Source organism: Salibacter halophilus, assembly GCF_008806325.1.
GTDB classification, from domain to species: Bacteria; Bacteroidota; Bacteroidia; order Flavobacteriales_G; family Salibacteraceae; genus Salibacter; species Salibacter halophilus.
On the sequence record NZ_WACR01000004.1, the window covers coordinates 1 to 26,980 of the forward strand.

The window sequence follows — 26,980 nt, forward strand, 5'->3', positions numbered from 1 at the left end:
GTTGCTGTTGTATTCTTTGATCACCTCAAGGTGCTGGCTGTAGCCTGTTAGAGCTGCAACCAACATCATGAAAACTAAAATTGTTGATCTTACCATTTCACAACTTTTTTCGTGGTGATATTACCATCAATATCCTCAATTTGCATTAAATAGACGCCTGAATTTTTTAGACGTAATTGCTTTCTTCTTTCTGAAAGTTGATCTTGTTTGATCAATGAACCTCGTAGATCATAAATTTTGATCCCGGTTATCATTTTGTTTGATTCAATATTATAAAGGCCGTTGCTCGGATTCGGATAAACTTTAATATTATTTCCTTTATCTGTAAGAGTTTTACCGTCAGAACTGATAAAACTGTTATCCTGCAACAACCTCGATTTAAACCAGCAATACCCAAAGATATGACTATCACTGTTTCCGGCATGTGTGGCTGTATCAAAATCGTATTGTTCCTGGAAAATGTTTTCAACGTAGCTCAGGTACGGTTGATAGCCGTTATTCTGCAAATCCAGGAGTGCTCTGCCAGTTCTTTCACTACAGTAGTCACAGGAGTCCTGGACATTGTCACAGCCCATGTTACCATCTCCGTAATAAACCGGGCGGTTAGGATCATTCAGCAAGCTCTGATCGTGATACTTGGCCATGAAAACAGGTAATATAAATGACTCCCCGTAAGGTAGAGGGTTTCCAAAATCGTTATTCTTCAACAGGTTCACTTTGTAGTTAAAGTCATTATAAGTGCTGTTCGGGTTATTCGCTCTTCCCCAATAACAATCACAGGGGTTTTTGTGATAACTGTACAAATAAATGCGATGAGCGATGGAATCAACCAAATCTGCTCGTCTTTGTTCGGTGCGGTAAAGTCCTGTCCAACCATTATCACTGAAATTATCCTGCGTGACGTAATGTTCAGGATAACAAGGTTCAACGAGCTCTTTTAGTTTAGCAGAAAACTCAATTAGTCCCAATAACTTGTCGAGTTCCTGCTCGTGTTTGTCATCTGCTACTACATTATTATTCCACCACTCCCATTCAAACAAATGACCGTCAAAAGCATTATCACATATATTTTCTCCTTCTCCTATTTCGTTACACTCTTCTCCTGTGGCGTTTGTAATGAATCCGTTTTTTACCCTGAATTCAAAAAGATGTAAATTGTAAGCATCAACAATTACTTTGTCGATATAGGAAATACGTCCCTGCGAATCTTTTGGCAAGAACAAGGTATCTTCCCCGTAATCGAGGTATTTCAGGTCTTCAGGATTGTTGAGCCAGGTATCTTCATAGCTGTCGATAAAAGCCTCATTAAAACCTTCGATCATTTCTGTGTAATCGTCATACCAATTCCTCGAATACTCATCGTAATAGCTGTAAAAGCGTCCGTAGTATTGCGGTTTTGTCAATCCGGGAACAGCACCCACAACTTTGAGGTTGTAATCGTTTTTTGCTTTGTAAATGAAGCGCGCCAGGTGCCATTCGAGTTTTTTCTCTTCTTTCATTATATTATCGTAAGGTGTAAAAGGATTATTATTATTTACATCATAATCTTTGGCAGTTTGATCCCCGTCTTTTAGAATACCGGAAACATTGTAGAGGATGATCTCATCAAAGTGATTGTCGACAAGAAAATCGAGTAGTTCATTTTCGCGTTCATAAACACAATCATTATCTTCATCAATTCCAAAAGTTGATCCTACATCATTCGGGTCAAAATAGTATTTGGTTCCACTGGAGTTTGAATCGACAACCGCAAAACCGCCTACCCTGTTAATGCTCTGGTTGACAAAAACAGAACGATAGCGTTTCTTCATGGCAGCTTGCCCGCCAGTGTAATCATCATAGTCCTGTATGCGTTCACCCCACGTATCACCAAAACCACTCATAGTATCATACATGCATTTAAAACTTTCATTGAACGGAGGATTATTCGTTGGTGAAGTACAACTTTGACTTTTAGCATTTATTGCAAACAATGTTAATGCAATAGTAAAGATTCCTATAAGGTGGATTTTGCCTTGAATAAATTTTAATTTTTCGGTATTCATGGGTTTAAAATTTTTGATTAATTGTTCAAAGGTTATAAAAATAAAAACAACTAACAAATTATAAGGGTTGATTAACTTGTTGTAAATGTGTTAGAAAAGGGTTTGTAGTGCTGTGTGATAGGAAGGATTAGCCAATAACTATATGGTCATTTGGTTTTGGATTTTATAAGTTCATGTTAGTGCCGGGAATGTCATTAGGGTAGGGAGCTTGTTGTAATGATTAGATGAGTGGAGAAGGAGAAAATTGGGTATAAAAAAAGGGAACTCAATCGAGTTCCCTTCAAATAATTCAGATCAAAAATTCTTACTTTATTTTACTTTATTGACAACGGCTTTAAACGCTTCAGGATGGTTGAGCGCTAAGTCTGCAAGAACCTTGCGGTTCAACTCAACATTTGAATCCTTCAACTTGCCCATGAACTGTGAGTAAGACAATCCTTCCTGGCGAGCTGCTGCGTTGATACGCTGTATCCAAAGTTTTCTAAAGTTTCTTTTCTTTTGTTTGCGGCCGATGTAAGCATACTGCATTCCTTTTTCTACAGCATTCTTCGAAACCGTCCAAACATTCTTTCTGCGGCCATAGTAACCTTTGGCCTGCTTCATTACCTTTTTTCTCCTCGCTCTACTTGCTACGGAGTTTGTTGATCTTGGCATATTAAATTTCGTTTTTTGGAATTAAGCGGCACGAGGCACTTTGTTCAATTTTGGCTCAATTCCGGGTTTAACATTTTTGAAACCTGACAACTCTTACTTGAGTGTCAACAGGCGCTTGATGTTTGCTTCATCAGATTTGTGTACCAAACCTGAGTGCGTAAGCGCACGTTTTCTTTTCTTCGATTTTTTGGTGAGGATGTGCGATTTAAACGCGTGCTTCCTTTTCACCTTTCCAGAACCTGTAAGCTTAAAGCGCTTCTTGGCACTGGAGTTTGTTTTCATCTTTGGCATAAACTAACTATTTATCTCGATCTGAATTATTTCTTACTCTTCTTGGGCGCAAAGAACATCGTCATGCGTTTACCTTCCAGCTTGGGCATTTGTTCAACTGTACCGTATTCTTCAAGATCCTGAGCGAGTTGAAGTAAGAGCATTTTACCTTTATCCTTAAACAGGATTGAGCGTCCTTTAAAGAACACAAATGCTTTTAGCTTGGCACCGTCTTTCAAAAATTTGACAGCGTGATTTTTCTTAAACTCGTAATCGTGATCATCGGTGTTGGGCCCAAAACGAATTTCCTTCACAACAACTTTTTGCGTCTTTTGCTTGATCTCTTTCTGACGCTTCTTTTGTTCATAAAGGAACTTTTTGTAATCGATGATTTTACAGACAGGCGGATCGGCCTTTGGCGAAATTTCAACGAGGTCTAGCCCCATATCATCAGCCATATTCAATGCCTCTTTCAAAGGCATAACATCTTGTCCAATATTGTCACCAACTACCCTTACAGGATCAGCTTTAATGAAGCGGTTAATCCTGTGCGGATTCTCTTTCTTTCTGCGGATAGGTTTTTTTCTTCTTATGACTAAGTCCTCCTACTTTAATTAAACTTTGTGTTCATTAACCATTAAAAGTGCCGGTTTGTTCCTGCACCTCATTTTGTACGTGCTCGATGAACTTATCTACCGGCATCGTACCAAGATCGCCCTCTCCATGCTTGCGCACTGCCAGCGACTGGCTTTCAATTTCTTTTTCTCCGTAGATGAGCATATACGGGATTTTCTTCAATTCGTTGTCCCGTATCTTTCTGCCTATCTTTTCATTACGATCATCTACGAGGGCGCGAATATCGGAATTATTTAACTTTTTTGAAAGTTCCTCGGCTGCTTCGTTGTATTTTTCACTTACTGGAAGAATCGCAACCTGCTCTGGTGTGAGCCACATCGGGAAGTTTCCGGCACAGTGCTCAGTCAATACAGCGACAAAACGCTCCATCGAACCAAAAGGCGCGCGGTGGATCATTACCGGGCGGTGTTTTTGATTGTCGGATCCCGTAAACTCGAGCTCAAAACGCTCCGGTAGATTGTAATCTACCTGGATTGTTCCGAGTTGCCATTTTCTACCGATTGCATCGCGAACCATGAAGTCGAGCTTTGGCCCGTAGAATGCAGCTTCGTCTTCTTCGATCACGTAGTTGAGTTCTTTTTCCTTAGCTGCTTCAATAATTGATTGTTCTGCTTTTTCCCAGTTCTCTTCAGATCCGATATACTTACTGTGATCTTTAGGATCTCTCACTGATACCTGAGCCGTGAAGTCTTTAAAGTCGAGTGTTTTAAAGATGTAGAGAACGAGATCGATTACTTTTTTGAACTCGTCTTTTACCTGGTCAGGTGTGCAAAAGATGTGTGCATCATCTTGCGTAAATCCGCGAACACGTGTGAGTCCGTGGAGCTCTCCACTTTGCTCGTAACGATAAACAGTGCCAAACTCAGCGTAGCGAACCGGCAAGTCGCGGTACGATTTCGGCTCTGACTTGTAAACCTCACAGTGATGCGGGCAGTTCATCGGCTTGAGCAAAAACTCTTCACCTTCATTAGGTGTATCGATGGGCTTAAATGAATCTTCACCATATTTAGCGTAGTGACCACTCGTTACGTAAAGATCTTTGTGCCCGATGTGTGGTGTGATAACGGGTTCATAACCCGCTATTTTTTGAGCTCTTTTCAAAAACTGCTCAAGACGCTCGCGAAGTGCAGCACCTTTAGGTAACCACAACGGAAGTCCCTGACCAACTTTTTCAGAGAAAGTAAATAGGCCGAGCTCTTTTCCGATCTTTCTGTGGTCGCGTTTTTTCGCTTCTTCGAGTTGCTCGAGGTATTCTGTCAATTCCTTTTTCTTGGGAAATGTGATACCGTAAATGCGAGTGAGCATTTTGTTGTTCTCATCACCTCTCCAATATGCACCGGCAGTGCTCAAAAGCTTGGCAGCTTTGATAAAGCCGGTATTTGGAATGTGCGGACCTCTACACAAATCAGTGAAATTTCCCTGTGTGTAGAATGTTATTTCGCCATCGTTGAGGTCGTTTATGAGTTCCAGCTTGTACTCATCACCTTTTTTGTTGTAATAATCGAGTGCATCTTGTTTGGATATTTCCTGGCGCTGGTACTCATTTTTCTCTTTGGCCAGTTCGAGCATTTTTTGCTCGATTTTTTTGAAATCATCACTCGAAAATTCGTGATCGCCAAAGTCAACATCGTAGTAAAAACCATTTTCAATTGGCGGACCAATACCCAGTTTTATACCCGGATAGAGTTCTTCGAGAGCTTCTGCCAGCAAGTGAGCTGATGAGTGCCACATGGTTGATTTTCCGTCATCATCATTCCAGGTGAGCAACTTGAGCGTTGCATCGTCATCAATAGGACGTGTAGCATCGCGAACTTCACCGTTAACCTCTGCGGCTAACACGTTGCGTGCCAGTCCTTCACTAATACTTTTGGCAACATCCAGCGCTGAAGTTCCTTTTTCCACTTCGCGCTTTGAACCATCCGGTAATGTAATTGTAATCTTTTCCATAGCTATTCGAGGCCGGCAAAGATAGTAAGTTTCCAACGTTTGTAAAGGCCTCTTCTCATCTTTACACGATTGAGTTACGAGGTATTTTCGGTCAGAGCCTGAAAAATATCATTAACACAAACTCTAAAGTTTAGTGATATCGATTGGTTTTGATCGTAAAAGACACATTACTTTTATTCAAAAGCCTGCAAGTCAGTGAGTTTTTTGTAAACACCACCCTGAGCGATGAGATTATCGTGATTTCCGCGTTCTACGACTTCACCTTCCTGCATGACGATGATTTCATCAGCGTGTTGAATAGTCGACAATCGGTGTGCGATGACGATAGAGGTGCGGTTTTCCATCAATTTGTACAGAGCGTCCTGTACAAGTTTTTCAGATTCTGTATCAAGGGCAGAGGTTGCTTCGTCCAGAATCATAATGGGTGGGTTTTTCAATACAGCTCTGGCTATGCTGATGCGTTGTTGTTGACCGCCTGATAACTTTCCTCCACCATCGCCAATGTTGGTGTCGTATCCGTTTGGAAGGTTCTCGATGAATTCGTGTGCATTCGCAATTTTAGCCGCTTCAATCACAGCTTCGCGATCGGGGTTTTCAACTCCCAGAGCAATGTTATTGAACACGCTGTCATTGAACAGAATTGAACGCTGAGAAACAATTCCCATGAGGTTGCGCAGATCTTTGATCTTGTATTCCCTGATGTCTTTATCATCGATGAAAACTCCGCCCTCAATGGGATCGTAAAAACGAGGAAGTAAATCTACCAGTGTGGATTTACCACCACCTGATTGGCCTACAAGTGCGACTGTTTTTCCCTTGGAAACTTTGATGTTGATGTTTTTCAGAACCTTAGCTTCTTCATAAGCAAAACTCAAGTTTCTGTATTCGATTGAGTTTTCAAAACTCCTGATAGGAAGGGCATTTGGCTTGTCTTTGATTTTGTTCTCAGCCTGTAATATTTTTTCGATTCGCTCCGTTGAGGCAGCTCCTTTTTGAATGTTGTAATAAGCTGTTGAAAGCGATTTGGCCGGATTCAGCAACTGTGAGAACATCGCGATGTAGCCGAGAAATTCTTCAGCACTAAAGTCGATTGATTCATCAACGACCATCTTTCCACCGTACCAAACCAAAATAACCATCACTAATGCTCCTAAAAATTCACTGGCCGGAGAGGCGAGATCGCGTTTGCGAAACATGCGCAACATGGTGTTGCGGTAAATGGTATTGATACCTGTGAATTTTTTATCAGCAGATTCTTCTGCATTAAAAGCCTTAAGAATACGCAATCCTCCCAGTGTTTCTTCAACGGTTGACAGTAATTCTCCCATTCTGATCTGGAGCTTGGATGAGGTGCGTTTAAGGCTTTTTCCAATTTTCCCGATTATGAGACCACTAATTGGTAAAAGGATGAAAGCGAAAAGTGTCAGTTCTGCATTTAGCGTCAACATGAAAATGAGAGACATCACAATGCTGATGGGATCGCGAAAGACCATTTCCAGCGAGTTCATGATCGACCACTCGATTTCTTGTACGTCTCCCGTGATCCGACTAATAATATCTCCTTTTTTCTCTTCAGAGTAGAATGAGAGCGGAAGTGCTAAAATCTTTTTGAAAACCTGGGCTCTTATATCTCTTACAACTCCACTCCGAATTGAAGCGAGAAAGAACTTCGCAAAGTAGCGGAAGAGGTTTTTGAGAAAGAATAAAATAGCGATCAATATACAGATGTAAAAGAGTGCTCCCTCAACACCAAAATCATCGATGTAAGGTGTGATTTGATAGCTGAACATCTCCTTTACATAATCAGAACTCAACTCAAATTTCGGACGTTCTGTAACACGATCTGCCCGGCCCATGATGATGGACAAAAACGGGATGAGCGCCAGAATTGAAAGCAGGTGAAAGATTACGTGTAATACATTCGAAAAAACACTTAAAAAAGCGAGTGTTTTGTAAGGTACTATGTACTTAACTATTTTGAGTAAGCTCTTCATTCAGAGAATTTAAACGTTGAGTAATTTCCAGTTCTTAAAAGGGAAAAAGTGTTTTCCGCCATTGATATTTCGCTCCAAGAACGAAAGAAAGCGGTATTTCGTCTTTTCGTGTTTGAACTTTGGCCGGTTTGGCAGTTTGTTGGTTGTGTAATTGAGGCTATCGGCCCAGTTGAAATCTTTCATTTTATCTTTCATCACAGCCGGGTGTGTCTCTTTGAATTTAGGCAGTCCTTTTAGCGGACCGTAATCAAATTCCTGTTCCCGATCTTTGTAGAGTGCTTCGGCCTTGCTGTCTCCTTTGTGAATGCTGTCGAGTGCTTTCTTTTTACTCTGCATGTATCTCGGTGGTCGTACCCAGCCGTAGTGATAAATGTAGGCGTCAACCTTAGCTACATTCAACAGGTAAGAGCCTTTTTGCTGGCGGTAACTCTTACCATCAAAATTCGGAATTCTGCGAAATGATTGTGCTGATTCAAATGAGTGGATATCAGGTTTGTTACGCACAATTCTAATCTCATTTTGGTACCAACCGTGGTGATTGATGTAGTGGTCGTAATCGCCAAAAAAGTGACGGTATTTGAACAAAAGACCTTCAACCTTTTCATTGTTTAAAAGCTCTTCACATCTCGCTTTTATGACGGGTAAATATTTTTCGTGAACCACTTCATCAGCCTGTACATAAAACAACCAGTCACCGGTGCAGTGCTTCATCGCGATATCAGTTTGATGGGCGTTTTCCATTCCGTTTGGAAAAGCTTCCGTATCCCACTCAGTCTCGATGATTTTCAGTTTTGGCGAGTCAATACTCTCGAGAATCTCTTTCGTGTTGTCGTCTTCATCACCTTTGCCTAAAACGAAAATAAACTCGTCACAAATCGGCAAGATAGAAAGGATGGATTCTTTAATCGGGTAATATAATTTCGATACGTTTCGCCCAAAGCTAAAACCGCTTATCTTCATGCATGAAAGATTTTGTGCGAAATTAGGTTTTTTGAAATTATACTAATGCGTTATCAGTACTTTCTTGGTGTAGTTACGGTCAGAGCCGGAAATGCTGATTACGTAAACTCCGGGATTTAGGTCTGCGGGCAAACTGGTTCTGACCATTGAGCCGGCATAGAACGGTTTGCTGTAAACGAGCTGACCACTGAGGTTGTACATCGATAATTCAATTCCGGAGTCGAATGCTTTGTCAATCGTGATTTGTCCACCCGGTGAAGCCGGATTGGGATAAAAGTTGATTTCGTCAGATTCTTTTTTAACGATTTCATTTCCAACAGCAAAAGTTGGTTGGTAAACTAAAATATGATTTCTCGGGTGTACATTTTCTGAGGTAAAGTCGAGTACCTGTCCGCTCTCGCGTTTAACGATAACTTTTCCATTGTTTTCAGTTCCGTGTACTCCAAAGCTCAAAAATGGGTCGAGTGGAAACTGATCATCGGGAATTGTGATAACTGTTGTGCCATCGCCTTGTGGTTCTGACCAAAAACGGAGTTGTTCTCTTTTCTTCCAAAAGTTGCCGTAAGTTTCCATGTCGAGAATCATGTTTTTCTCGCTCAGGTAGTCGAGGTAGAGTTTCATCGCATCAACTTTCCATATTCTGTTGGGGTGGATGAGCAGTGTGACAGGTGAATAGTTGTATTCGTATTGTTTTGTCGCCTTCACCCAGTCTGTTACACCTTCATGGTAATTGTAAGATTCAAATCCGTTTGCATTGTAAACATCGCTCAGTGTCATCGAGATTTCGTAAACGGATGTTGTGCGTCCGCTGAAACTTCTGTTTTCTTTTAAAGGAAATGGAAAACTGTACATGAGGTCATTAGTACTCAGAGAGCTTTCAAACTGGTAATTTTGAGCTTCCAGCGCATTGGCGAGTTTATCGGGGAAGCGTAAATGTCCTGATCTAAATGTTTTGATGCTGACACCGTGATTTGCTTCCAGTATGTTTTTGGAAACTTCAACTTCCGGCATTACATAGCCATTATTGGTGCTGTTGCCATCGTAAAATGGCGTGTAGTTGAATGGTGTTAATCCTGACGGACCCAATGGGAATTCGTGAAAATCATAAAAGTGACCAACGGAGTGGCTGCTGATGATTTGGTTGTAGGATAATAGTTGTTGAACTTCAGGATGGTTTTCCACGTAGAAGTCGCTCATAGCGCTATCGGCAAAGTAACGAGTAGTGATGTTGTAATTTGCTCTTATTCCTCTTTTTAGTTCTTCCATAGCGAAATACTTCATGGTGTCCATACCGGTTCGGCTGTCTACATCGTGAGTAACCATTACGGTGTTGTAGCTATTAGCCGGTGAAGTATGCTTCCAAACAAAGTTATCGATTTCTTTTGCTAGAATCGATCTGATAAAGAGCGGGAAAACATCGGCTCCGGGCTCAAAACCGTTTGAAAAAGTGCGTTCAGCATTGTAGTCGTAATTCAGCATGCAGCGGAGTGAGACATCTCTCAGCGACAAACCAAAAGCATAGAGTTTTCCCTGTCCGTATTCATGGCGAATTACAGCTGGCTTTGACTGATCATTTTCAAAGTAGGCGAGAGGTGTTGCGCCATCTAAATCGTAATGGCGTGAGTAAATTACCTCGGGGTAATCGGTTCTACCGAGTTGAATTTCCTTTTCGAGGGGATCATCAAAATAAGTGAAAAGATCAGGATTTGAGTCAGTATCCCAATTGAGGAAGTAGTTGTTTTGAGTTGAGGTATAATCTGAAATTCCAAACAGGTCGTAGAAATCCGGGTCTTTGACATTGGAGGTGATCACTACACCACCGTTTGAAACATAGTTTGTAATGGAGTCGCGCTGTGAAGAATTAAAAGTTCCGTTTAAAATATCAGATGAGAAGAGAATTGCTCCGTACTGACTGGCATCTCCAATTGATTTTCGCACAACAAATGAAGCTCCTGTCGCGATTAAAATCTGCTTACAAGCGAAAAGGCGTGAATCGTTGTTATTGTTGAGGTGAGTCATGTCGAGCAGGCAAACCATGCTCTGCTTTTGAATGCTATTTTGTGCCTGTAAACTGAAAGTCAGTAGCACAGTTACGAAAGCCAGTAAAATACTTCTCATACGTAATGGATTTAGAACTCAGGTATTGACACAAATACCAGGCCGACTAAAATACGCTTTTCTTCTAACTTACTGAAAGCTTGTGTTAACGGTATGAGCGAAGTTTTTTGGCTGTAAAACGGACTCTAAAGTTTTCTAATTATGGTAATGCCATCTCTAATTGGGAGAATGATCTCGCTTACACGATGATCTTCTTTGACATGTTTATTGAACTTGCGGAGCGCTACAGTATCCTCATCATTTGCTTTTTCATCGATTACTTTTCCGCTCCACAGTACGTTATCAGCAACGATGAAGCTACCCGGTTTCATTTTAGGAATTACTTTTTCGTAGTAATTAAGATAATTTGATTTATCGGCATCGAGGAAAACCAGGTCCCAGTCTTTATCGAGTTCATCGATGATCTCGAGTGCGTTTCCCAGGTGAAAGTGAATAGGGTTATTGGGCTCGTCCAGTTTTAGGTATTTTTTGAGAATGGGTTGTAATTCTTCGTTTTTATCAATGGTGTGAATTTCACCTCCATCTTTTAATCCTTCAAGCCAGCAAAGTGCTGAGTAGCCTGTATATGTGCCTATTTCCAGAATGTTTTCGGGTCTGACCATAAAGCTGATCATACTCAGGAGTCTGCCTTGATAATCACCGGCTAACATCCGTGGATTTAATACTTTAATGTGTGTTTCGCGATTGAGTTGTTGTAAAATTTCAGGTTCTGAGTCGCTGTGATTAATCGCGTAATCGAGAATATCGTGTTCGATGAAATCCATAAATCAATTGTTTGGCTCAAAGATAAGAGAGCTCATTTGATCGGGATTGAAAATGTCAGCTGCAACATCCTGTAATTGCTCGGCTGTGATGGATTCAATTTGGTCGAAAACATCTTCTAATGTGTCAACCTCGTTGTAATTCAACAGACTTTTGCCCATTGCCAACATCGTGTTGAGTCCGCTTTCACGGGCGAGTGAGAGCTGACCTTTTAATTGTTGCTTAGCCTGGTTGAGCTGGATTGGTCCCAGTTTTTTATTTGCTAACTTGTTCAGCTCTCTGTGAATCAGCTTGATTGATTTGTCGAGGTATTTTGGCTCAGTCCCCAAATAAACACTGAATAGACCTGTATCAGCGTAAGAGACAAATGCAGATTCGAGATGGTAAGCAAATCCGTATTTCTCGCTGATGTTGAGGTTTAGCCTGCTGTTCATAGCAGGTCCGCCCAAAATATTATTCAGCAAAACGAGCGCTCTCCTGTTTTCGTGATGCGAGTCATACGCGACATTTCCCATCATGAGATGCGCCTGGTTGACATCGCGTTTACTGACGACTTGCTGTGGTTTGTAATTTAATTTTGAAGGAGACTTTATTGCGTTTCGGTCAGAGCCGGCTGGCGTGTATTTTTCCAGTAGCCGAACTATTTTATCGAGTGATTCAGGTCCGGAGTAAGAAAAAATGATGTTTGAAGGAGTGTAATTCCGCGAGTAGAAGTCGATCAAAGAAGAGCGATTGAAGCGCTTGATATTGTCGAGCGTACCCAAAATATTATGCCCTAGGGGATGATCAGCAAAAAGTTGATCCTCAAAGTCATCGTAAATCTGCTCACCCGGGCTGTCCTGGTAGGCGTAGATTTCATCAATCACGATGAGTTTTTCTTTTGTTATTTCACGATCGGGGAAAATTGAGTTGAAAGTGATATCGCTCAACAACTCAACAGATCGCTGTGTGTGCTCAGCTAAAAAAGAGGCGTGAATAACGGTGTCTTCCTTTGAAGTGAAAGCGTTGAGCTCGCCACCTACATTATCAATTCTGCTGAGAACGTGAAATGCTTTTCTGTTGCTTGTTCCTTTGAAAAGGCAATGCTCGATGAAGTGAGCCATTCCAAATTCATCCTGTTTTTCATCGCGCGTACCGCAATCGATAAAAAAGCCGGCATGTGAGGCAATGCTGTTGTGTTGTTCGTAAACAACGCGTAATCCGCTATTTAATTTGACAACTTCTGGATCCATTAATCTTGACCTTTATTCTTTGGTCGCGGGTTGTTGTGCTTATTTTTATTTTGGTTATGACCGTGATGCTTTTTGCCTTTGTGGTGGTGTTTGTGCTTCGGTTTTCCTTTTCCCTTAAACTTATTTCGGTTATTCCCCGATTTTCGTTTTGGGTCATAACCCGGGCTTTTACCAATCTCCTCAGGCGTTTGGAGCTTTTCAACGTCCTTTTCAATCAGTTTTTCAATATTGTAGTATTTGAATTGATCTTTAGGGTTGATGAATGAAATAGCCGCTCCTGACTTTCCGGCTCTTGCTGTACGGCCAACACGGTGAACATAATCAGCAGGATCATCCGGGATATCATGATTGACAACATGACTCAAATCATCGATGTCGATTCCGCGAGAGAGAATATCAGTTGCAACAAGTACTTTGTAGTGACCAGCTTTGAACTTTCTCAAAATCTCATTTCGCTCACTTTGGTCTTTGCCTGAGTGAATAGCTGCGATGGGGAAGTTGTATTTTTTGAGGCTATTCGCAATGCGATCTACATCGCTTTTTCGTGAAGCAAAAACGACCATTGTTTTCACATCCTGTGTTTTGACAATATGTTCGAGCAGGGCTACTTTATTGTCATCGTAAACAAGGTAAGCCAGTTGGTTGATATTTTCAGCCGGCTTATCAACAGATAGGTTTATTTGTGTTGGGTTGTGGAGAATTTTCTCTGCCAGTTTTCTAATGTTAGGAGCCATCGTGGCAGAGAACATTAAGGTTTGCTTTTTCTCAGGCAACTTACTGTTGAGCAGTTTGATGTCTTCAATAAAACCCATATCAAGCATGCGGTCTGCCTCGTCCAGAATAAAAAAGTCTAATTCGCTGAAATCAGCATAACCGAGACTGATGTGCGATTTTAATCTCCCCGGTGTAGCGACAATAATATCGACACCGTTTTGGATAGATGCTTTTTGTTGTGAGAATTCAGCTCCTTCATTGCCACCGTATACTGCCTGGCAGGAAACATGAGTCCCGTATATAAAACCGATGAGGTTTTGCTCTATTTGCTGAGCGAGTTCGCGTGTTGGCGATAGTATCACACAACGAACTTTACTGCTCTCTTTTTCCAGTAGCTTATTGACGAGTGGAATGAGAAAGGCTGCTGTTTTACCGGTTCCGGTTTGTGCACAGCCAATTATGTCTTGACCTTTTAGTATTTCAGGAATTACCTGAGCCTGAATAGGAGTGGGTTTGTCAAAACCGAATGCGTCTATTGCTGAGAGTAAGTCCTGATTGAGATTGAAATCTGAAAATGCTTTTATTTCCATATTGTATTGATATGCGAAGCTGTATTGCTTCTCTTTTGAATAGTTGAGATTGATGGGATATTGACTCAACTCTTTAATAACTGCTTCAAATGTAAAGAAGCTGTTTTAATTATTCATCAAATTACCAAAACGAAAAAAGGCTTTCTCAATTTGAGAAAGCCTTTGCATTATTGGGAATAATTGTTGGTATCTATTTTGAAACAGGAGCTCCGTCACTTTTGTTCACAGGCATTGTTTCTTCTTTTGGAGCTGGGTCGATGTGACCTTTAATTCTGATAACTTTTGTTGGCTGATTAACAGCGTTAGAAGATATCGTTACACTCTTGTTGATCGGTCCAATTCTCTTTGAATCGTACTTCACTTTTATCGCTGCACTTTCACCCGGAGCGATAGGTTCTCTTGGCCATGATGGCACTGTACATCCACAAGAACCTCTTGCATTCGATATGATAAGTGGTTCAGAACCAGTATTGGTAAACTTAAACTCCGTAGAGGCGTCACCGTACTGCTTCATCTTACCAAAGTCATGTACATTCTTTTCAAATTCGATTTCTGGTCCGCCAACATCCTGTGCGAACAAAGTAGCTCCTGCAAACAATACAAGGCTCAATGATAATAGTAATTTCTTCATAGCTATTTACTTTTTAAAATAGGTGAATACAAACATAAAAACTTTTACAAAACGCATATTATGCTTAACTAATAGTTAACAACGGAACGAGATTTGTAAAATATTCCTCAAATCTAATGATTGTTTTAAACAACAAGTAAATTTGTAATCCTTAAACCCGGAAAAATGAAACTGACATTTTCGTTTAACTATTTTCTCTTAATCATATTGACGGCTTTCTTATTGAATGGATGCTTCCCTAAAGAGGAAAGCGGAGATAGTAATCCATCCTCAACTAAAAAAATTGAACTGACAATAGAAGACATTAAAGGAAAAACTGTAACTTACGATTTTTATCAGGTTAATGGAGATGAGCTCGAGTATGTGTCAACTGAAATATCAGATAGAGATGGCAGTACAGTGGTACAGGTTGAAGTAGATCAAGAAGTAAATAACATAATTATTAAAAGAACTAAAGAAGGCGTTGAAAAACGCCAGGTTGTACCACTGAGGAGCAATAAAGAGAATGTTCAATTTGTGTTGTAATGAATAAAAACATCGTAAGACTCGCGATAGTAATTATACTCTTAATACTGTTATTTGTCTTATTCTACGATTGGGGAGAGCCAGATTTACCATTCGGGTTTGATTAATCGAATTTATTCTGCTGCCCCATTCCTGTCTTTGTACTAATTCAATAAATTTGCGCCCTTTAAACGGTGCAAAATGACTGAAATTCCATCAAAATACAATCCGGCTGAAGCTGAAGGTAAGTGGTATGACTACTGGATGAAAAATAACTACTTTCATTCAGAACCAGATGACCGCGAACCCTTTACAATAGTAATTCCCCCGCCAAACGTTACCGGTGTCCTTCACATGGGGCACATGCTCAATAACACCATCCAGGATGTGTTGGTAAGAAGAGCGCGTATGCAGGGAAAAAACGCCTGCTGGGTTCCCGGTACTGATCACGCTTCAATCGCTACAGAAGCTAAGGTTGTTCAAAAGCTAAAAGCTGAAGGAGTTGACAAGCGCGATCTTTCGCGTGAAGAATTCATGAAGCACGCCTGGGAATGGACCGATAAACACGGTGGTATCATTCTCGATCAACTGAAACGCCTTGGAGCTTCCTGTGATTGGGATCGTACCGTTTTTACGATGGATGATATCCGTTACGAATCAGTTCTTAAGTCGTTTGTTGATCTCTACAATGATGGATACATCTACCGCGGTTACCGAATGGTAAACTGGGATCCTGAAGCTCTTACGACAGTTTCTGATGAGGAGGTTATTCACAAAGATATTCAGTCAAAACTCTATCATGTTCGTTACCAGGTAGAAGGTGAAGATGAGTTTGTGACAATCGCTACAACTCGTCCCGAGACAATCCTCGGTGACTCTGCAGTTTGTATCAATCCAAATGATGAACGCTATTCTCACCTCAAAGGCAAACGCGTTATCGTTCCGATTGCAAATCGCTCGGTTCCGATTATTGAAGATGATTACGTGGATATGGAGTTTGGAACAGGATGTTTGAAGATTACTCCTGCTCACGACATCAATGACAAGGAAATTGGAGAGCGTCACAAACTCGAAGTGATCGATATCCTCAATGACAATGGAACGCTCAACAAGGAAGGTCTTCACTACGAAGGAATAGATCGATTTGAGGCGCGCAAACAAATTGTCATCGAACTTGATGAAAAAGACTTTTTGGTAAAATCTGAAGATTATCAAACTTCGGTCGGAACCAGTGAAAGAACAGGAGCGATTATCGAGCCCAAAGTTTCATTGCAGTGGTTCGTTGCCATGAAAAAGCTTGCCGGACCTGCACTCAAAGCAGTGATGGATGATGAGGTAAAATTGATCCCATCGAAATTTAAAAATACTTATCGCCACTGGATGGAGAATGTTCGCGATTGGTGTATCTCGCGCCAATTGTACTGGGGACATCAAATTCCGGCCTGGTATTACGGATCTGACCATGACGATTTTGTCGTGGCAATGACCGAAGATGAAGCGCTTGAAAAAGCGAAAGAAAAATCCGGTAATAAGAACCTAAGTGCCAAAGATCTGCATCAGGATGACGATGTTCTCGATACATGGTTCTCGAGTTGGCTGTGGCCGATGAGCGTTTTTGACGGAATTCGAAATCCTGACAATGAAGAGGTCAATTATTATTACAAAACGAATGACCTCGTTACTGCTCCTGAGATTTTATTCTTTTGGGTTGCGCGCATGATCATGGCAGGTTATTATTACCGCGATCAAAAGCCTTTTGACAATGTTTACCTAACCGGAATTGTTCGCGATAAAGAGGGCCGAAAAATGTCAAAATCGCTCGGTAACTCGCCTGATCCAATTGGGTTGATGGAGCGTTACGGAGCTGATGGTGTTCGCGTTGGAATGCTATTCACTTCACCGGCCGGCAACGATTTGCCGTTTGACGAACAACTCTGCGAGCAGGGACGAAATTTCGCCAATAAGATTTGGAACGCGTTGAGATTGCTCAAGTCGTGGAAAGTCGATGAAAAAATAGATCAGCCTGAGACTGCAGCTCTCGCTAACGAATGGTTCTCAAATCGTTTTACTTCAGTTTTTGCCCAAATTGAAAAAGACTTTTCCAATTACCGTATCAGTGATGCGTTGATGGGAATCTACAAACTCATTTGGGATGACTACTGCAGTTGGTACCTCGAAATGATTAAGCCGGGTTATGGCGATCCTGTTGACGGAAAAACAATTGCTCAGGCTATTGAGCACTTTGAAAACCTGATCAAAGTATTGCATCCTTTCATGCCATTCCTCACTGAAGAATTGTGGCACCGAATTGAAGAACGCGATGCTGATTCTGCATTAATCGTTAGTCAGTGGCCGGTTATTGAGTACAAGGCGAATGACGAAATACTCAACGATTTTAAACGAGTGGAAAAAGTGATTGCGGGGATTCGTACTTTCAGAAAGCAAAATAACATTCCGCAAAAAGAATCACTAAAGCTCTTTGTGAAAACACATGAAGAGTCGAGTTCTCATTTTGACCCGATAGTCGCGAAACTCAATAACCTCGAGTCTATCGAAAAGACAGATGATAAAGTAGAAGGAGCTTACTCATTTGTTGTGGGAAGCAATGAATACTTTATTCCGCTCGAAGGAGCTGTCGATGTCGAGGAGCAAAAAGAAAAGATCAAGGAGGAGATCGACTACATGAAAGGGTTTTTGAAAAAGGTTGAGAAAAAGCTAAGCAACGAACGATTCGTTGAAAACGCACCTGAAAAAGTCGTGGAAATGGAACGCCAAAAACAGCACGATGCCGAATCAAAAATCAAAGTGCTTGAGGAACAACTAGCCGGACTTTAAACATAACCGGCAGCCCAGTAAGCGAGATAGCCGATTACCTCGTGATTGAGTTTGTTCCATTTTGATAGAATCTCAACATTGGGAACAACCCAAAAAGCAAAATCGTAGCGCGGGTCTGATGATTCGCGATCTACCGAAAATTCATTAACAATAAGGCCTGTTTGATCGAAGCAGGCCTTTGCTCTTTTCATATGAGCTGCTGAAGTTACGAGCAGTAGCTTCTTATCGGTCAGATCCAGTTGTTCTAAAACCTTTTTGGTAAGCTCCGCATTTTCGCGAGTATTGCGCGATTCACTCTCTGAAATGATATCATCTTCAGGAATTCCCGAATCGATGAGGAACTGCTTAATCAAATCGGAATAGGGATGGCCACGACCGATTAATTCTCCTGATCCTCCGCTCAATAGAATTTTATCAATCTTGCCCTGGTTATAGAGCTTGAGGGGCATGAGAATTCTGTCAGAAGAATTATTGAATTCGATTCTGTCAAACTGCTCATCGTAGTAAGCAAACCCGCCCAAAACTATTGCGATGTCGTGATGCTCGAGGTTTTCGGTTCTGACCGTTTGCACTTCCCAGCTACTCAATACAAAGTTGTGCAGTGCTCTGTTTGAGAATATGTAAAAAACGATAATGCTGGCTAAGAGTAGTTTTTTTCTTTTCGCTCTCCAAAAGAAAGCAGCAACCAAAAGCCCGAAACCCCAAAAGTAAGGGGAGATGAGGAATGCCAGGACTTTTGATAAAAAGTAAAACATTACTGCACAGTCATTATTTTTCCAATGTTGAACGATTCTCCCGTCAATTGTACAAGATAGTTTCCTGAAGTCAAATTATTGACATTCAGTTGCTGGTTGTTCTTTCCGCTATTGAAGAGTTTTTTCTCAGTCAAAACTCGTTGACCGTTCATGTTGTAAACTTCGATTTTCACTCGCTCACTTTGCTGGAGTTCAAACGAAATGTTGACGTTTGTCTTAGCCGGATTGGGATAAAGCGTGTAATCGATTTCCTTCTCGTAAGCAGATTGATCAGCTAAACCAACATTTCCGCCCATATTCAATGTTGTGGAATAAACTCCATTTCCGTGAGTTCCCACCACAGTGTAGCCATCACTCAATCGAACGTCAATCATATCTACCACGACATTTCCAATTGTTTGAGTACCCTGCTGAACCCAGCTTGTACTGTCGCCATCGAGCTCAGTAGCAGCAAAAAGACCGATACTCGTTCCAACCAGGTAGATTGAAGAATCACCATTTTGAGTTGGAACAATTTCAGCCCAGCGGCAAGAAGGTCCGTCACTCAAATGTTGGAGATTATCTGGAATACCAGGCTGGGCGGTACCCTTTAAATTTCCTTCAATATCAGTCCATGATTGTCCACCATCTTCAGTGTACCAAAGACTCACAACATTGTAGTTCGAGTAAACGACAATTGCTTTATTGGCATCACGCGGATCAACAGCAATGCTTGAAGTGTAATTGCCTGAAGAAATATTATTCGTGACTGAGGAGACAGTAGAGTTTGAATTTGCATTGTCAATTCTGTAAATCTGTTTTGCATCAGTACCCACGTAAACAACATCTTCATTATGAGCAACACCAATAGCCTTGATGTTTGCATTGATCGATAAGTCAGCAACCTGACTCCAATTGTTTTTGACAAACGGAGATGCCAGGTTTACATTTTTATACAGCTCGTTGAAAATTGGTAAGTACATCTTGTTTCTATCCTTTGGATCGAGCGTAAAAGGATGAACGAATGAATAGGAAGCCCACTGAAAATTGGGCATGATATTCTCTCTGTTGAGTACATTTCCGGTTATTGGGTCCATATCGGTACGCTGAATATTTGCGTACTGAGTAGAAATAAAGGCTGTTGCACCACCATTGGTCAGAGCCGTATAAGCTCCGTCAGCACCTCTTGCTTTTTCCCAGTTGTTGCCCAGAGTTGAAGTGTTGGTGAACCAGGTTCCGTTATCCTGCGTACCACCGGCAGCGAGCGGAATTTCAGCATCGTGAACAGTTCCCACTGCATAAAATTGAGAGGTTATATAGCCATTATTCAAATCTTCCCAAATCACTTTGAAAGCAAGGCAGTCTTCTGTTTTGTGAATTCCACCGTCTGATGAAGCTAACATCACATCAGGATTGCCGGGCATGAATTTAACGTTGTGCTGATCGGGGTGTTGGCCATCTCTTATGTAGCGATAATTATTGTATCCCTGAGCATCGTAACCACCTAACTGAGCTGTGTTTGATGAAGAAGCAAAACCATCAGTAGTTCTGAAAAGATTTGTACCGCCAATAAAAACAACATCTTCATTATCAGGCTTTACAGCAAGCGACATACAATAGTTGTTGAAGGTGTTGAGCTGGTTATCGCCCTCAGTAGATTGTGGTAAGTTAGAGGATCTGTCGAGCCATTCACCATTGCTACCGGTTCCGTCTCCGCTAAGGAAACGATAACGCCAAAATGAGTTACTCTCAGAATTTGGTTCGCTTGGATCGATGTTTTGTCCTGCTCCAGGAGTGCGACAAAAGAAATACACGATGTTTTCATTAGATGGAGCAATTGCCAATCTACCGCGTTGTTGGTTATTGGGAAAATTTGAAGGTGAAATTTTCAACCAGTTCATACCATCAGTACTTCTGTAAATTCCTGCGCTATTGTCAGATCCTGAGATGTGAGCATAGAATATTCCGGATGAAGTACCCACGACTTCACTCCAGTCTGTTGTGAAGCCGCCACTCAAAACATTTTTCCATGAATCACCACCGTCATTACTGCGCATAATACCGCTTTCAGTTGAAGCCAGTACGATATCACTATCGTTGCGTGATGGGTCTGTCGTAATAGTAAAAACAGCACTCCAGGTTGAAAATGTTTGCGGTTCAGTTGAAGTGCTTGTGAGCTGAGTCCATGTTTGTCCGTTATCGGTAGATTTAAAAACTCCGTTCCCATTGTACGAAGCAGATGAAGATTTGCTGGCACTGTTACCGCGCGTTTCTCCAGTTCCGTAGTACCAAATATCAGTTTTTCCTGAGCGAACATCTTGCGTAACGCAGGAAACAGAAGAAATATCCATCGAGCTGGTTGTGCGGTTCCACGACTGACCACCATCAGTTGAACGCCACATTCCGCCTGAAACACCACCTGCCAAAATGATATCAGGATTTTCCTGATCGAAAGCGAGCGCCCGGGTTCTCCCGCCTACATTGTAAGGGCCAATTGGTTCGTACACTTGTGCGCCACTTCTCTCTAGTCCACTCGATTGTGGAAGAGTGTGAGAAAAAGCCATTTCTCTGAACTTGATCCCTTCAGGAATTTTCCCGGTTGCAGGATCTTTGAGCCTGTTCAATTCGTATTCAAATCTTCCTTCTGGACTCTCAGTGTTGGCTGAATCACGGTTCTGACCATTATCAATACTACACTGGAAGCTCAGCAGAGCTACCACAACAAAATAAAAAACTCTTTTCATCTACCTCAACGTTTTATAAAACTCAATTGAAAATTGTGACCTCTTCTCAAAAATCTCGGCCTCAATTTTCATATTCTTCTCGAGCGAAGTTAGGGGGTGCTTTTTTAATAACGGATATTTTGCAGTATCGGGTTGGTGAGAAAATATGAAATGGACATTTAGGGTGTCGTTTTCACGAATCTGACCGTGGTAATCAAATCCTTGTTTTACAAGTTTTTCAACAGTTACCAAAGCATCGCAATTTTGGCAATTACAATCATGATAACCTTTATATTGAGCATTTTGTTCCAGCTCGAGTATTCTCAACTGAACAACAGTATTTGTTATCTTGTTTTGCTCACCAACCTGTTCTTCATGTTCATTTTTTGAGTTCGATGAAGTACTTTTGGATGATGTTGAGCAACTCATCATAAAAGCGCTCAGGATGATAATGTATAGAGATTGCTGCATTTGGGTGCGCAATTTAATCAATTATTAAAAACAGAATAAGGATGTGTAAATTTTGGATGAAGCTTTGTGGAGTAGTGCTATTCTCACTTTTAGCGAATAGTGCGTTTTCACAGGATTGGAAGTTGAGCAAAGCGATGCAGCAGGAATTAGCTGAAAGAAACAGTGATGAACACCATATTTTAGTTGTTGGCCCAAACTGGGCAAATTGGGATTCTCTAAATTTATCGGTCAGATCCAAAGGTATTACCCGCAAGGAGCGGGCGAAGTATGTAATGACTTACCTGAAAGAAATCTATAAAAAGTCTCAGGATAAAATTATCAACGAAGGAGATATTAGTCGTGACGATATCGAGCACACCTTTTGGATTGCCAATGTCATTGAGTTAAAGGCTTCAACACAAAAAGTTTACGAGTTGATGACTGTAGGCGAGGTACAATCTATCCAACTCGCTGATGAAATCAAAATCGCTCCGGTTGAGTTTGAAAAGAGTGAATCGGTTCAATCGCGATCCATTGGCGGAATTGAACCGGGAATAGAAGCCGTTAATGCTCGTTTTTTATGGAACCTCGGTTACACCGGAAAAGGACAAAAAGTTCTCAACTTCGATACTGGTGTTTGGCCAGATCACCCAGCGATAAGCGAGAATTATCTCGGTAACCACAAACCGCTCGATGAAGTCTGGTTTCCGTACGATAAAATTATTCCGGGTGATAAAGAAAGTAGTCACGGGACACATACTAACGGAACGTGTATCGGACTTGATCGCAGTACGAATGACACAATTGGAATCGCATATGAGTCGATGTTCATCGCAACTGACCCAATTGTGAGTAATGCGGCTGATATCCGCACTTTTCCTAATATCATGCGCGGTTACGAGTGGGCTTTGAATCCTGATGGCGATTCTACAACAACTGATGATATACCGGATGTGATCAACAATTCATGGGGACGCACTTTTGACTCTATTTTCCTGCCTGAAGTTTGTGGCGGAATTGTGGAAAATACGTTGATAGCAATTGAAAATGCCGGGATTGTGAGTATTCACAGTGCCGGGAATAGCGGTCCGGGTAGTGGTACGGTTGGCCTGCCTTCCGGTTCAAATCCATCGTTGGTCAACAACTTTGCAGTTGGAGCAGTAAACGCTGATAATCCCTCTTATCCGATTGCGGGTTTTTCCTCACGCGGACCTTCATATTGCCCGTCATCAGGTGCTTTGGAGATAAAGCCTGAAGTTGTAGCACCCGGAGTTAACGTACGTTCGGCTGTGCGAAATGGATCTGACTATACCTATGATAATTATCAGGGAACTTCGATGGCTGCTCCGCATGTTTCGGGAGTGTCATTGCTGCTCACTGAAGCTTTTCCAAATGCAACAGCCGAGGAAATAAAAGAAGCACTTTATTATACGGCAGTGGATCTCGGTGATCCAGGGGAAGACAATACTTACGGAAGGGGAATGATCGATGCTGAGGCGGCTTACAACTATTTAGCTCAAAATTATACACCTTCAACTCCGCAAACCAACAGCTTTGATATTTCAATCAATAAGATTACTCCATCAAATGAATTATCGCTTTGCGGAGATTCATTTACGCCCGTGATTCATTTTGACAACACAAATACTGTCGATAAAAGTGATCTCAGTGTCACTTACGGTTTTTACGGTTCTGCTGAAATGACGCAATCAATAGGGACGGGGACTTTACAGCAACAGGATTCAATCGTTTTAGATCCCGTTCAAATTCCATCATCGGGCTATTTGGAGTTTTATGCTGAAGTTGAATATAGTGGCTCTAACCAGGAACTGAATTCCGTGAACAACACACGTTTTATCCGATTCAAAAAGAACGGAAACAGCCAGTTACCTTATTTGGAGACTTTTGAAAATATTGATGAATTTCTTTATTCGAGCTGGATTAAAAATGATGAAGAAGCCAACCAATCCTGGGAAATCGACTCAGCATTGAGTTCAAACGGAACAGAAAATAGTGTGGCAACTATGCAGCTTTCGAGCTATTTAACGGGTAGCGGAGATCGTGATTTCCTATACAGCCCTGCTTTGAGAGTTGATGGTCAGAACCAGCTTCACCTCGCGTTTGATTACAGCTATCAGCTCAAGTTTTCCGGTTTTCAGGATTCGCTTATTGTAGCGTTATCAACAGATTGCGGAAATACCTTTCAGCGCGTTTTTGAACAGGGAGCTGAAGAGTTAAACTCGACAGATAAAACATTGCAAAGCGACTGGACTCCTCAAGACACTTCAGATTGGGAACACGTAAATATTTCATTGCCACAAGTTGCTGATGGAAATGATGTGATCGTGAGGTTTGAAACATACAACGAGCGCGGGAATAACCTCTATCTCGACAATGTTGAGGTCTTTGATCCAGCTCAGGGATCTGTTGGTCACAACGCAATTGTCAATAAACCAGAGTTGGAAATTTTCCCAAACCCTGTTGAAAAAACACTGAACTGGAAGAGTGATGAAAATGTTTACGTAGTTGAGGTTTTTGATATTACCGGCCGATCGGTTCTGACCAAAACAGTGAAAGGCGAACAAAGCATATCAGTGAGTAGCCTGAATTCAGGAGCTTACATCGTTTCGTTTGAGATGCAAAACGGAGAATCTGTTCGTGAGCGAATTGTTGTTCGTTAGTTTTGCTGAACTTCATTACATCGCAACATGACAAGAGTCATTTTCTGGGATGAATTGTTGTGAGAAATTTGCAGCGCAATGTCCAATCCAAATCCTCATACCAAAGCGACTTGTTACCATTGTGGTGGCCCATGTGATACCGGAGTTATCCACGCTCACGACAAAACTTTTTGTTGTGAGGGTTGCAAGATGGTTTTTGAACTTCTCGATGAAAACGAGATGTGCGCTTATTACGATTTGGAAGAAAATCCGGGTATTCGCATCAATTCAGATTTAGGGGAGAAGTATAAATTTCTCGACAACGAAGAAGTTGCTGAGAGCTTGCTCGATTTTCACGAAGAGGATGTAGCGAAAGTCACATTCTACGTTCCCAAGATTCATTGTAGTTCGTGTATTTGGTTACTCGAACACTTAAACCGTCTCGATTCTTCAGTTATTCGGTCTCAGGTTAACTTTTTAAAGAAAGAAGTTTACGTCACGTTTAACGCTGAAGAAGGATCACTTAGAAGTTTGGTTGAATTGTTGGCTACGATAGGTTATGAGCCGGCTATCAATTTGGGATCTGACAAAAAGAAGAAAAAGACAATAGGGAAACCTTTTTACTACAAGTTGGGCGTTGCTGGATTTGCTTTTGGAAATATCATGCTGCTCAGCTTTCCCGAGTATTTATCGATCAATGATATCGTTGATGATCAGTATCAGAAGCTATTCGGGTATTTGAATTTAGCGCTCGCATTGCCGGTCTTTTTGTACAGTGCATCAGATTATTACAAATCTGCATACAAAGCGCTCAAAGGAAAGTTCGTCAACATTGATTTACCGATCAGCATCGGGATAATAGCGTTGTTCTTGAGGAGCACAACCGAGATTGTGACAGGAACAGGAGTGGGGTTCATGGATTCATTTGCCATGTTCGTTTTCCTGCTTTTGGTAGGGAAATGGTACCAGGAATACACTTATCAGGCACTTTCATTTGAGCGCGATTACAAGAGTTATTTTCCCATTGCTGTTTCCAAAATCGTAGATGGAGCTAAGGAAATTATTCCACTTAAAAATGTGGTAGTTGGAGACATACTGGAAATCAAAAACAAAGAATTGATTCCGGCTGATTCCGTTTTAACGAGTGATGAGGCACGAATCGATTACAGCTTTGTAACAGGAGAATCTCAACCTGTTCACAAACACAAAGGCGATAAACTGTTTGCCGGTGGTAGGCAAATGGGAGCTTCTATCGAAGTTGAGACGATTAAGCCCGTTTCGCAAAGTTATCTGACCAATTTGTGGAATCAGGAGGCATTTCAAAAAGCCGAAACACCTATCAACAGCATCGTCAACCGGATGAGTCGTTACTTTACGATTGGCGTACTCATTTTGGCTACGATCACTTTTGTCATTTGGCTGTTCCTGGATTCGTCAAGCGCGGTGCAGGTATTTACTTCAGTGCTTATTGTGGCGTGTCCGTGTGCTTTGGCTCTGACCGTCCCTTTTACATTTGGAAACGCAATGCGCATTTTGGGAAAGAACGGACTATTCCTCAAAAACACTGATGCGATTGAGAAAATGGCTTACTCTGATACGCTCATTTTTGATAAAACCGGAACCATCACGCTCAGTAAAAATGCCACAGTCGTTTACGATGGTGAGGCGCTCAACGATGAGGTTAAAAGATGGGTTTACTCACTCACGAATCAATCGAATCATCCCGTGAGCAAAGCAATAGCAAATTCTTTACAGTCAGATCCCGTTCCAATCCAGTATTTTGAGGAGTACGAGGGTAAAGGGATAGAAGCCAAAATAGATGGTCATCATTTATTACTCGGCAAGTCGAGCTGGGTTCAACAGTCAGATCCGATAAAAGCATTGTCGACAGAAAGCTATCTCGCAGTTGATGGAAAAGTGCTGGGGAAATTCACGCTTCAAAAAGAGTTTAGACCGGGTTTAAATTCTCTGCTTACCAGATTGAAAGAAAAGTTTGAAATGTTCTTGTTATCAGGTGATAACGAAGCTGAAATGGAGAGAGTACAGCCGTATTTTGAAGACCGAAAACACATGCAGTTCAACCAGTCACCTGAAGATAAACTCGAGTTTGTATCAGCACTTCAAAAGCACGGGCACAAAGCAGTCATGGTAGGAGATGGACTCAACGATGCCGGAGCGCTCAAGAAAGCAGATGTAGGCATAGCAGTTGCTGAGGATGTGTATCAGTTTTCACCGGCTTGTGACGGAATTTTAGATGCTTCTTCTTTTAGTTATTTAGACACCTATTTAGACTTCAGTAAAAAAGCACTGCGAATCGTTAAAATCAGTTTTGGGATCTCGATTGCTTACAACACGATCGGGATGTTTTTCGCTGTCCAGGGCTTGTTGACACCTATACTCGCAGCTATTTTGATGCCGCTCAGTTCTATAACTGTAGTAGCTTTCACGACAATTGCCACAAGATGGGCGGGAAGGCTTATTGGATCTGACCAATAACAGTTTGCAATTCACATAAATTTAA

General features: G+C 41.5%; 19 protein-coding genes. 4 read left to right on the top strand and 15 right to left on the bottom strand.

Annotated features, from left to right (window positions below; genetic code table 11):
* Positions 1-89: 89 nt before the first annotated feature.
* The 12 genes from F3059_RS04885 to F3059_RS04940 all read right to left on the bottom strand — a co-directional run bounded on the left by F3059_RS04885 (position 90) and on the right by F3059_RS04940 (position 14,553).
* Entirely contained in the window at positions 90-2,045 is a 1,956-nt protein-coding gene (locus F3059_RS04885) for a T9SS type A sorting domain-containing protein (protein WP_151167011.1), read from the bottom strand.
* Positions 2,046-2,354: 309 nt separating this feature from the next.
* The gene (rplT, locus tag F3059_RS04890; RefSeq protein WP_151167012.1) at positions 2,355-2,699 is read right to left on the bottom strand and encodes a 50S ribosomal protein L20; all 345 of its coding nucleotides are present in this window, start codon (positions 2,697-2,699) and stop codon (positions 2,355-2,357) included.
* A 93-nt stretch (positions 2,700-2,792) separates the two neighbouring features.
* Positions 2,793-2,990 carry a 50S ribosomal protein L35 gene (gene rpmI, locus F3059_RS04895; RefSeq protein WP_151167013.1) on the bottom strand — a complete coding sequence of 66 codons (198 nt, stop codon included), beginning with the start codon at positions 2,988-2,990 and terminating at the stop codon, positions 2,793-2,795.
* A 26-nt stretch (positions 2,991-3,016) separates the two neighbouring features.
* Positions 3,017-3,544 carry a translation initiation factor IF-3 gene (gene infC, locus F3059_RS04900; RefSeq protein WP_262713925.1) on the bottom strand — a complete coding sequence of 176 codons (528 nt, stop codon included), beginning with the start codon at positions 3,542-3,544 and terminating at the stop codon, positions 3,017-3,019.
* A gap of 55 nt (positions 3,545-3,599) precedes the next feature.
* The gene (thrS, locus tag F3059_RS04905; RefSeq protein ID WP_151167015.1) at positions 3,600-5,552 is read right to left on the bottom strand and encodes a threonine--tRNA ligase; all 1,953 of its coding nucleotides are present in this window, start codon (positions 5,550-5,552) and stop codon (positions 3,600-3,602) included.
* A 173-nt stretch (positions 5,553-5,725) separates the two neighbouring features.
* Positions 5,726-7,546 (bottom strand): ABC transporter ATP-binding protein, encoded by a 1,821-nt coding sequence (locus F3059_RS04910; protein ID WP_151167016.1) that lies wholly within the window; start codon positions 7,544-7,546, stop codon positions 5,726-5,728.
* Between the two features lie 9 nt (positions 7,547-7,555).
* Positions 7,556-8,506, bottom strand: coding sequence for a glycosyltransferase family protein (locus F3059_RS04915; RefSeq protein WP_151167017.1), 951 nt, complete (start codon positions 8,504-8,506; stop codon positions 7,556-7,558).
* A gap of 42 nt (positions 8,507-8,548) precedes the next feature.
* Positions 8,549-10,624: a T9SS type A sorting domain-containing protein gene (locus tag F3059_RS04920; RefSeq protein ID WP_151167018.1), complete on the bottom strand. Its 2,076-nt coding sequence runs from the start codon at positions 10,622-10,624 to the stop codon at positions 8,549-8,551.
* A 125-nt stretch (positions 10,625-10,749) separates the two neighbouring features.
* Positions 10,750-11,388, bottom strand: coding sequence for an O-methyltransferase (locus F3059_RS04925; protein ID WP_151167019.1), 639 nt, complete (start codon positions 11,386-11,388; stop codon positions 10,750-10,752).
* Between the two features lie 3 nt (positions 11,389-11,391).
* Positions 11,392-12,618, bottom strand: a complete 1,227-nt coding sequence (locus tag F3059_RS04930) for a M16 family metallopeptidase (RefSeq protein ID WP_151167020.1) — start codon at positions 12,616-12,618, stop codon at positions 11,392-11,394.
* Entirely contained in the window at positions 12,618-13,922 is a 1,305-nt protein-coding gene (locus tag F3059_RS04935; protein ID WP_151167021.1) for a DEAD/DEAH box helicase, read from the bottom strand. The genes F3059_RS04930 and F3059_RS04935 overlap by 1 nt, the downstream gene beginning before the upstream one ends.
* A 190-nt stretch (positions 13,923-14,112) precedes the next feature.
* Entirely contained in the window at positions 14,113-14,553 is a 441-nt protein-coding gene (locus tag F3059_RS04940; protein ID WP_151167022.1) for a DUF1573 domain-containing protein, read from the bottom strand.
* A gap of 165 nt (positions 14,554-14,718) precedes the next feature.
* On the opposite strand from F3059_RS04940, the gene F3059_RS04945 reads away from it, so the two are divergent.
* Positions 14,719-15,078 carry a hypothetical protein gene (locus F3059_RS04945; RefSeq protein ID WP_151167023.1) on the top strand — a complete coding sequence of 120 codons (360 nt, stop codon included), beginning with the start codon at positions 14,719-14,721 and terminating at the stop codon, positions 15,076-15,078.
* A 180-nt stretch (positions 15,079-15,258) separates the two neighbouring features.
* Positions 15,259-17,892: a valine--tRNA ligase gene (locus F3059_RS04950; RefSeq protein ID WP_151167024.1), complete on the top strand. Its 2,634-nt coding sequence runs from the start codon at positions 15,259-15,261 to the stop codon at positions 17,890-17,892.
* Here F3059_RS04950 and F3059_RS04955 read toward each other — a convergent pair.
* From F3059_RS04955 to F3059_RS04965, 3 genes are read right to left on the bottom strand one after another with little or no spacing between them, the layout of a single operon-like run.
* The gene (locus F3059_RS04955; protein ID WP_151167025.1) at positions 17,889-18,647 is read right to left on the bottom strand and encodes a YdcF family protein; all 759 of its coding nucleotides are present in this window, start codon (positions 18,645-18,647) and stop codon (positions 17,889-17,891) included. The two genes, F3059_RS04950 and F3059_RS04955, sit on opposite strands and share 4 nt — an antisense overlap.
* Positions 18,647-21,370 (bottom strand): T9SS type A sorting domain-containing protein, encoded by a 2,724-nt coding sequence (locus tag F3059_RS04960; RefSeq protein WP_151167026.1) that lies wholly within the window; start codon positions 21,368-21,370, stop codon positions 18,647-18,649. Before F3059_RS04960 ends, F3059_RS04955 begins: the two co-directional genes overlap by 1 nt.
* Positions 21,371-21,820 carry a hypothetical protein gene (locus tag F3059_RS04965; RefSeq protein ID WP_151167027.1) on the bottom strand — a complete coding sequence of 150 codons (450 nt, stop codon included), beginning with the start codon at positions 21,818-21,820 and terminating at the stop codon, positions 21,371-21,373.
* A gap of 41 nt (positions 21,821-21,861) precedes the next feature.
* On the opposite strand from F3059_RS04965, the gene F3059_RS04970 reads away from it, so the two are divergent.
* Together F3059_RS04970 and F3059_RS04975 are read left to right on the top strand one after the other, a co-directional pair.
* On the top strand, positions 21,862-24,480 hold the full coding sequence (locus F3059_RS04970) for a S8 family serine peptidase (RefSeq protein ID WP_151167028.1): 2,619 nt from the start codon (positions 21,862-21,864) through the stop codon (positions 24,478-24,480).
* 78 nt (positions 24,481-24,558) lie between these two features.
* Entirely contained in the window at positions 24,559-26,955 is a 2,397-nt protein-coding gene (locus F3059_RS04975) for a heavy metal translocating P-type ATPase (RefSeq protein WP_151167029.1), read from the top strand.
* Positions 26,956-26,980: the final 25 nt, after the last annotated feature.

Coding starts and splice junctions, on each gene's coding strand:
- F3059_RS04930 (WP_151167020.1), bottom strand. CDS start 12,618: ATGGATCCAGAAGTTGTCAAATTAAATAGCGGATTACGCGTTGTTTAC.
- thrS (WP_151167015.1), bottom strand. CDS start 5,552: ATGGAAAAGATTACAATTACATTACCGGATGGTTCAAAGCGCGAAGTG.
- F3059_RS04970 (WP_151167028.1), top strand. CDS start 21,862: ATGTGTAAATTTTGGATGAAGCTTTGTGGAGTAGTGCTATTCTCACTT.
- F3059_RS04940 (WP_151167022.1), bottom strand. CDS start 14,553: ATGAAGAAATTACTATTATCATTGAGCCTTGTATTGTTTGCAGGAGCT.
- F3059_RS04960 (WP_151167026.1), bottom strand. CDS start 21,370: ATGAAAAGAGTTTTTTATTTTGTTGTGGTAGCTCTGCTGAGCTTCCAG.
- F3059_RS04925 (WP_151167019.1), bottom strand. CDS start 11,388: ATGGATTTCATCGAACACGATATTCTCGATTACGCGATTAATCACAGC.
- rplT (WP_151167012.1), bottom strand. CDS start 2,699: ATGCCAAGATCAACAAACTCCGTAGCAAGTAGAGCGAGGAGAAAAAAG.
- F3059_RS04885 (WP_151167011.1), bottom strand. CDS start 2,045: ATGAATACCGAAAAATTAAAATTTATTCAAGGCAAAATCCACCTTATA.
- F3059_RS04950 (WP_151167024.1), top strand. CDS start 15,259: ATGACTGAAATTCCATCAAAATACAATCCGGCTGAAGCTGAAGGTAAG.
- F3059_RS04945 (WP_151167023.1), top strand. CDS start 14,719: ATGAAACTGACATTTTCGTTTAACTATTTTCTCTTAATCATATTGACG.
- F3059_RS04935 (WP_151167021.1), bottom strand. CDS start 13,922: ATGGAAATAAAAGCATTTTCAGATTTCAATCTCAATCAGGACTTACTC.
- F3059_RS04915 (WP_151167017.1), bottom strand. CDS start 8,506: ATGAAGATAAGCGGTTTTAGCTTTGGGCGAAACGTATCGAAATTATAT.
- F3059_RS04920 (WP_151167018.1), bottom strand. CDS start 10,624: ATGAGAAGTATTTTACTGGCTTTCGTAACTGTGCTACTGACTTTCAGT.
- F3059_RS04975 (WP_151167029.1), top strand. CDS start 24,559: ATGTCCAATCCAAATCCTCATACCAAAGCGACTTGTTACCATTGTGGT.
- F3059_RS04910 (WP_151167016.1), bottom strand. CDS start 7,546: ATGAAGAGCTTACTCAAAATAGTTAAGTACATAGTACCTTACAAAACA.
- F3059_RS04955 (WP_151167025.1), bottom strand. CDS start 18,647: ATGTTTTACTTTTTATCAAAAGTCCTGGCATTCCTCATCTCCCCTTAC.
- rpmI (WP_151167013.1), bottom strand. CDS start 2,990: ATGCCAAAGATGAAAACAAACTCCAGTGCCAAGAAGCGCTTTAAGCTT.
- F3059_RS04965 (WP_151167027.1), bottom strand. CDS start 21,820: ATGCAGCAATCTCTATACATTATCATCCTGAGCGCTTTTATGATGAGT.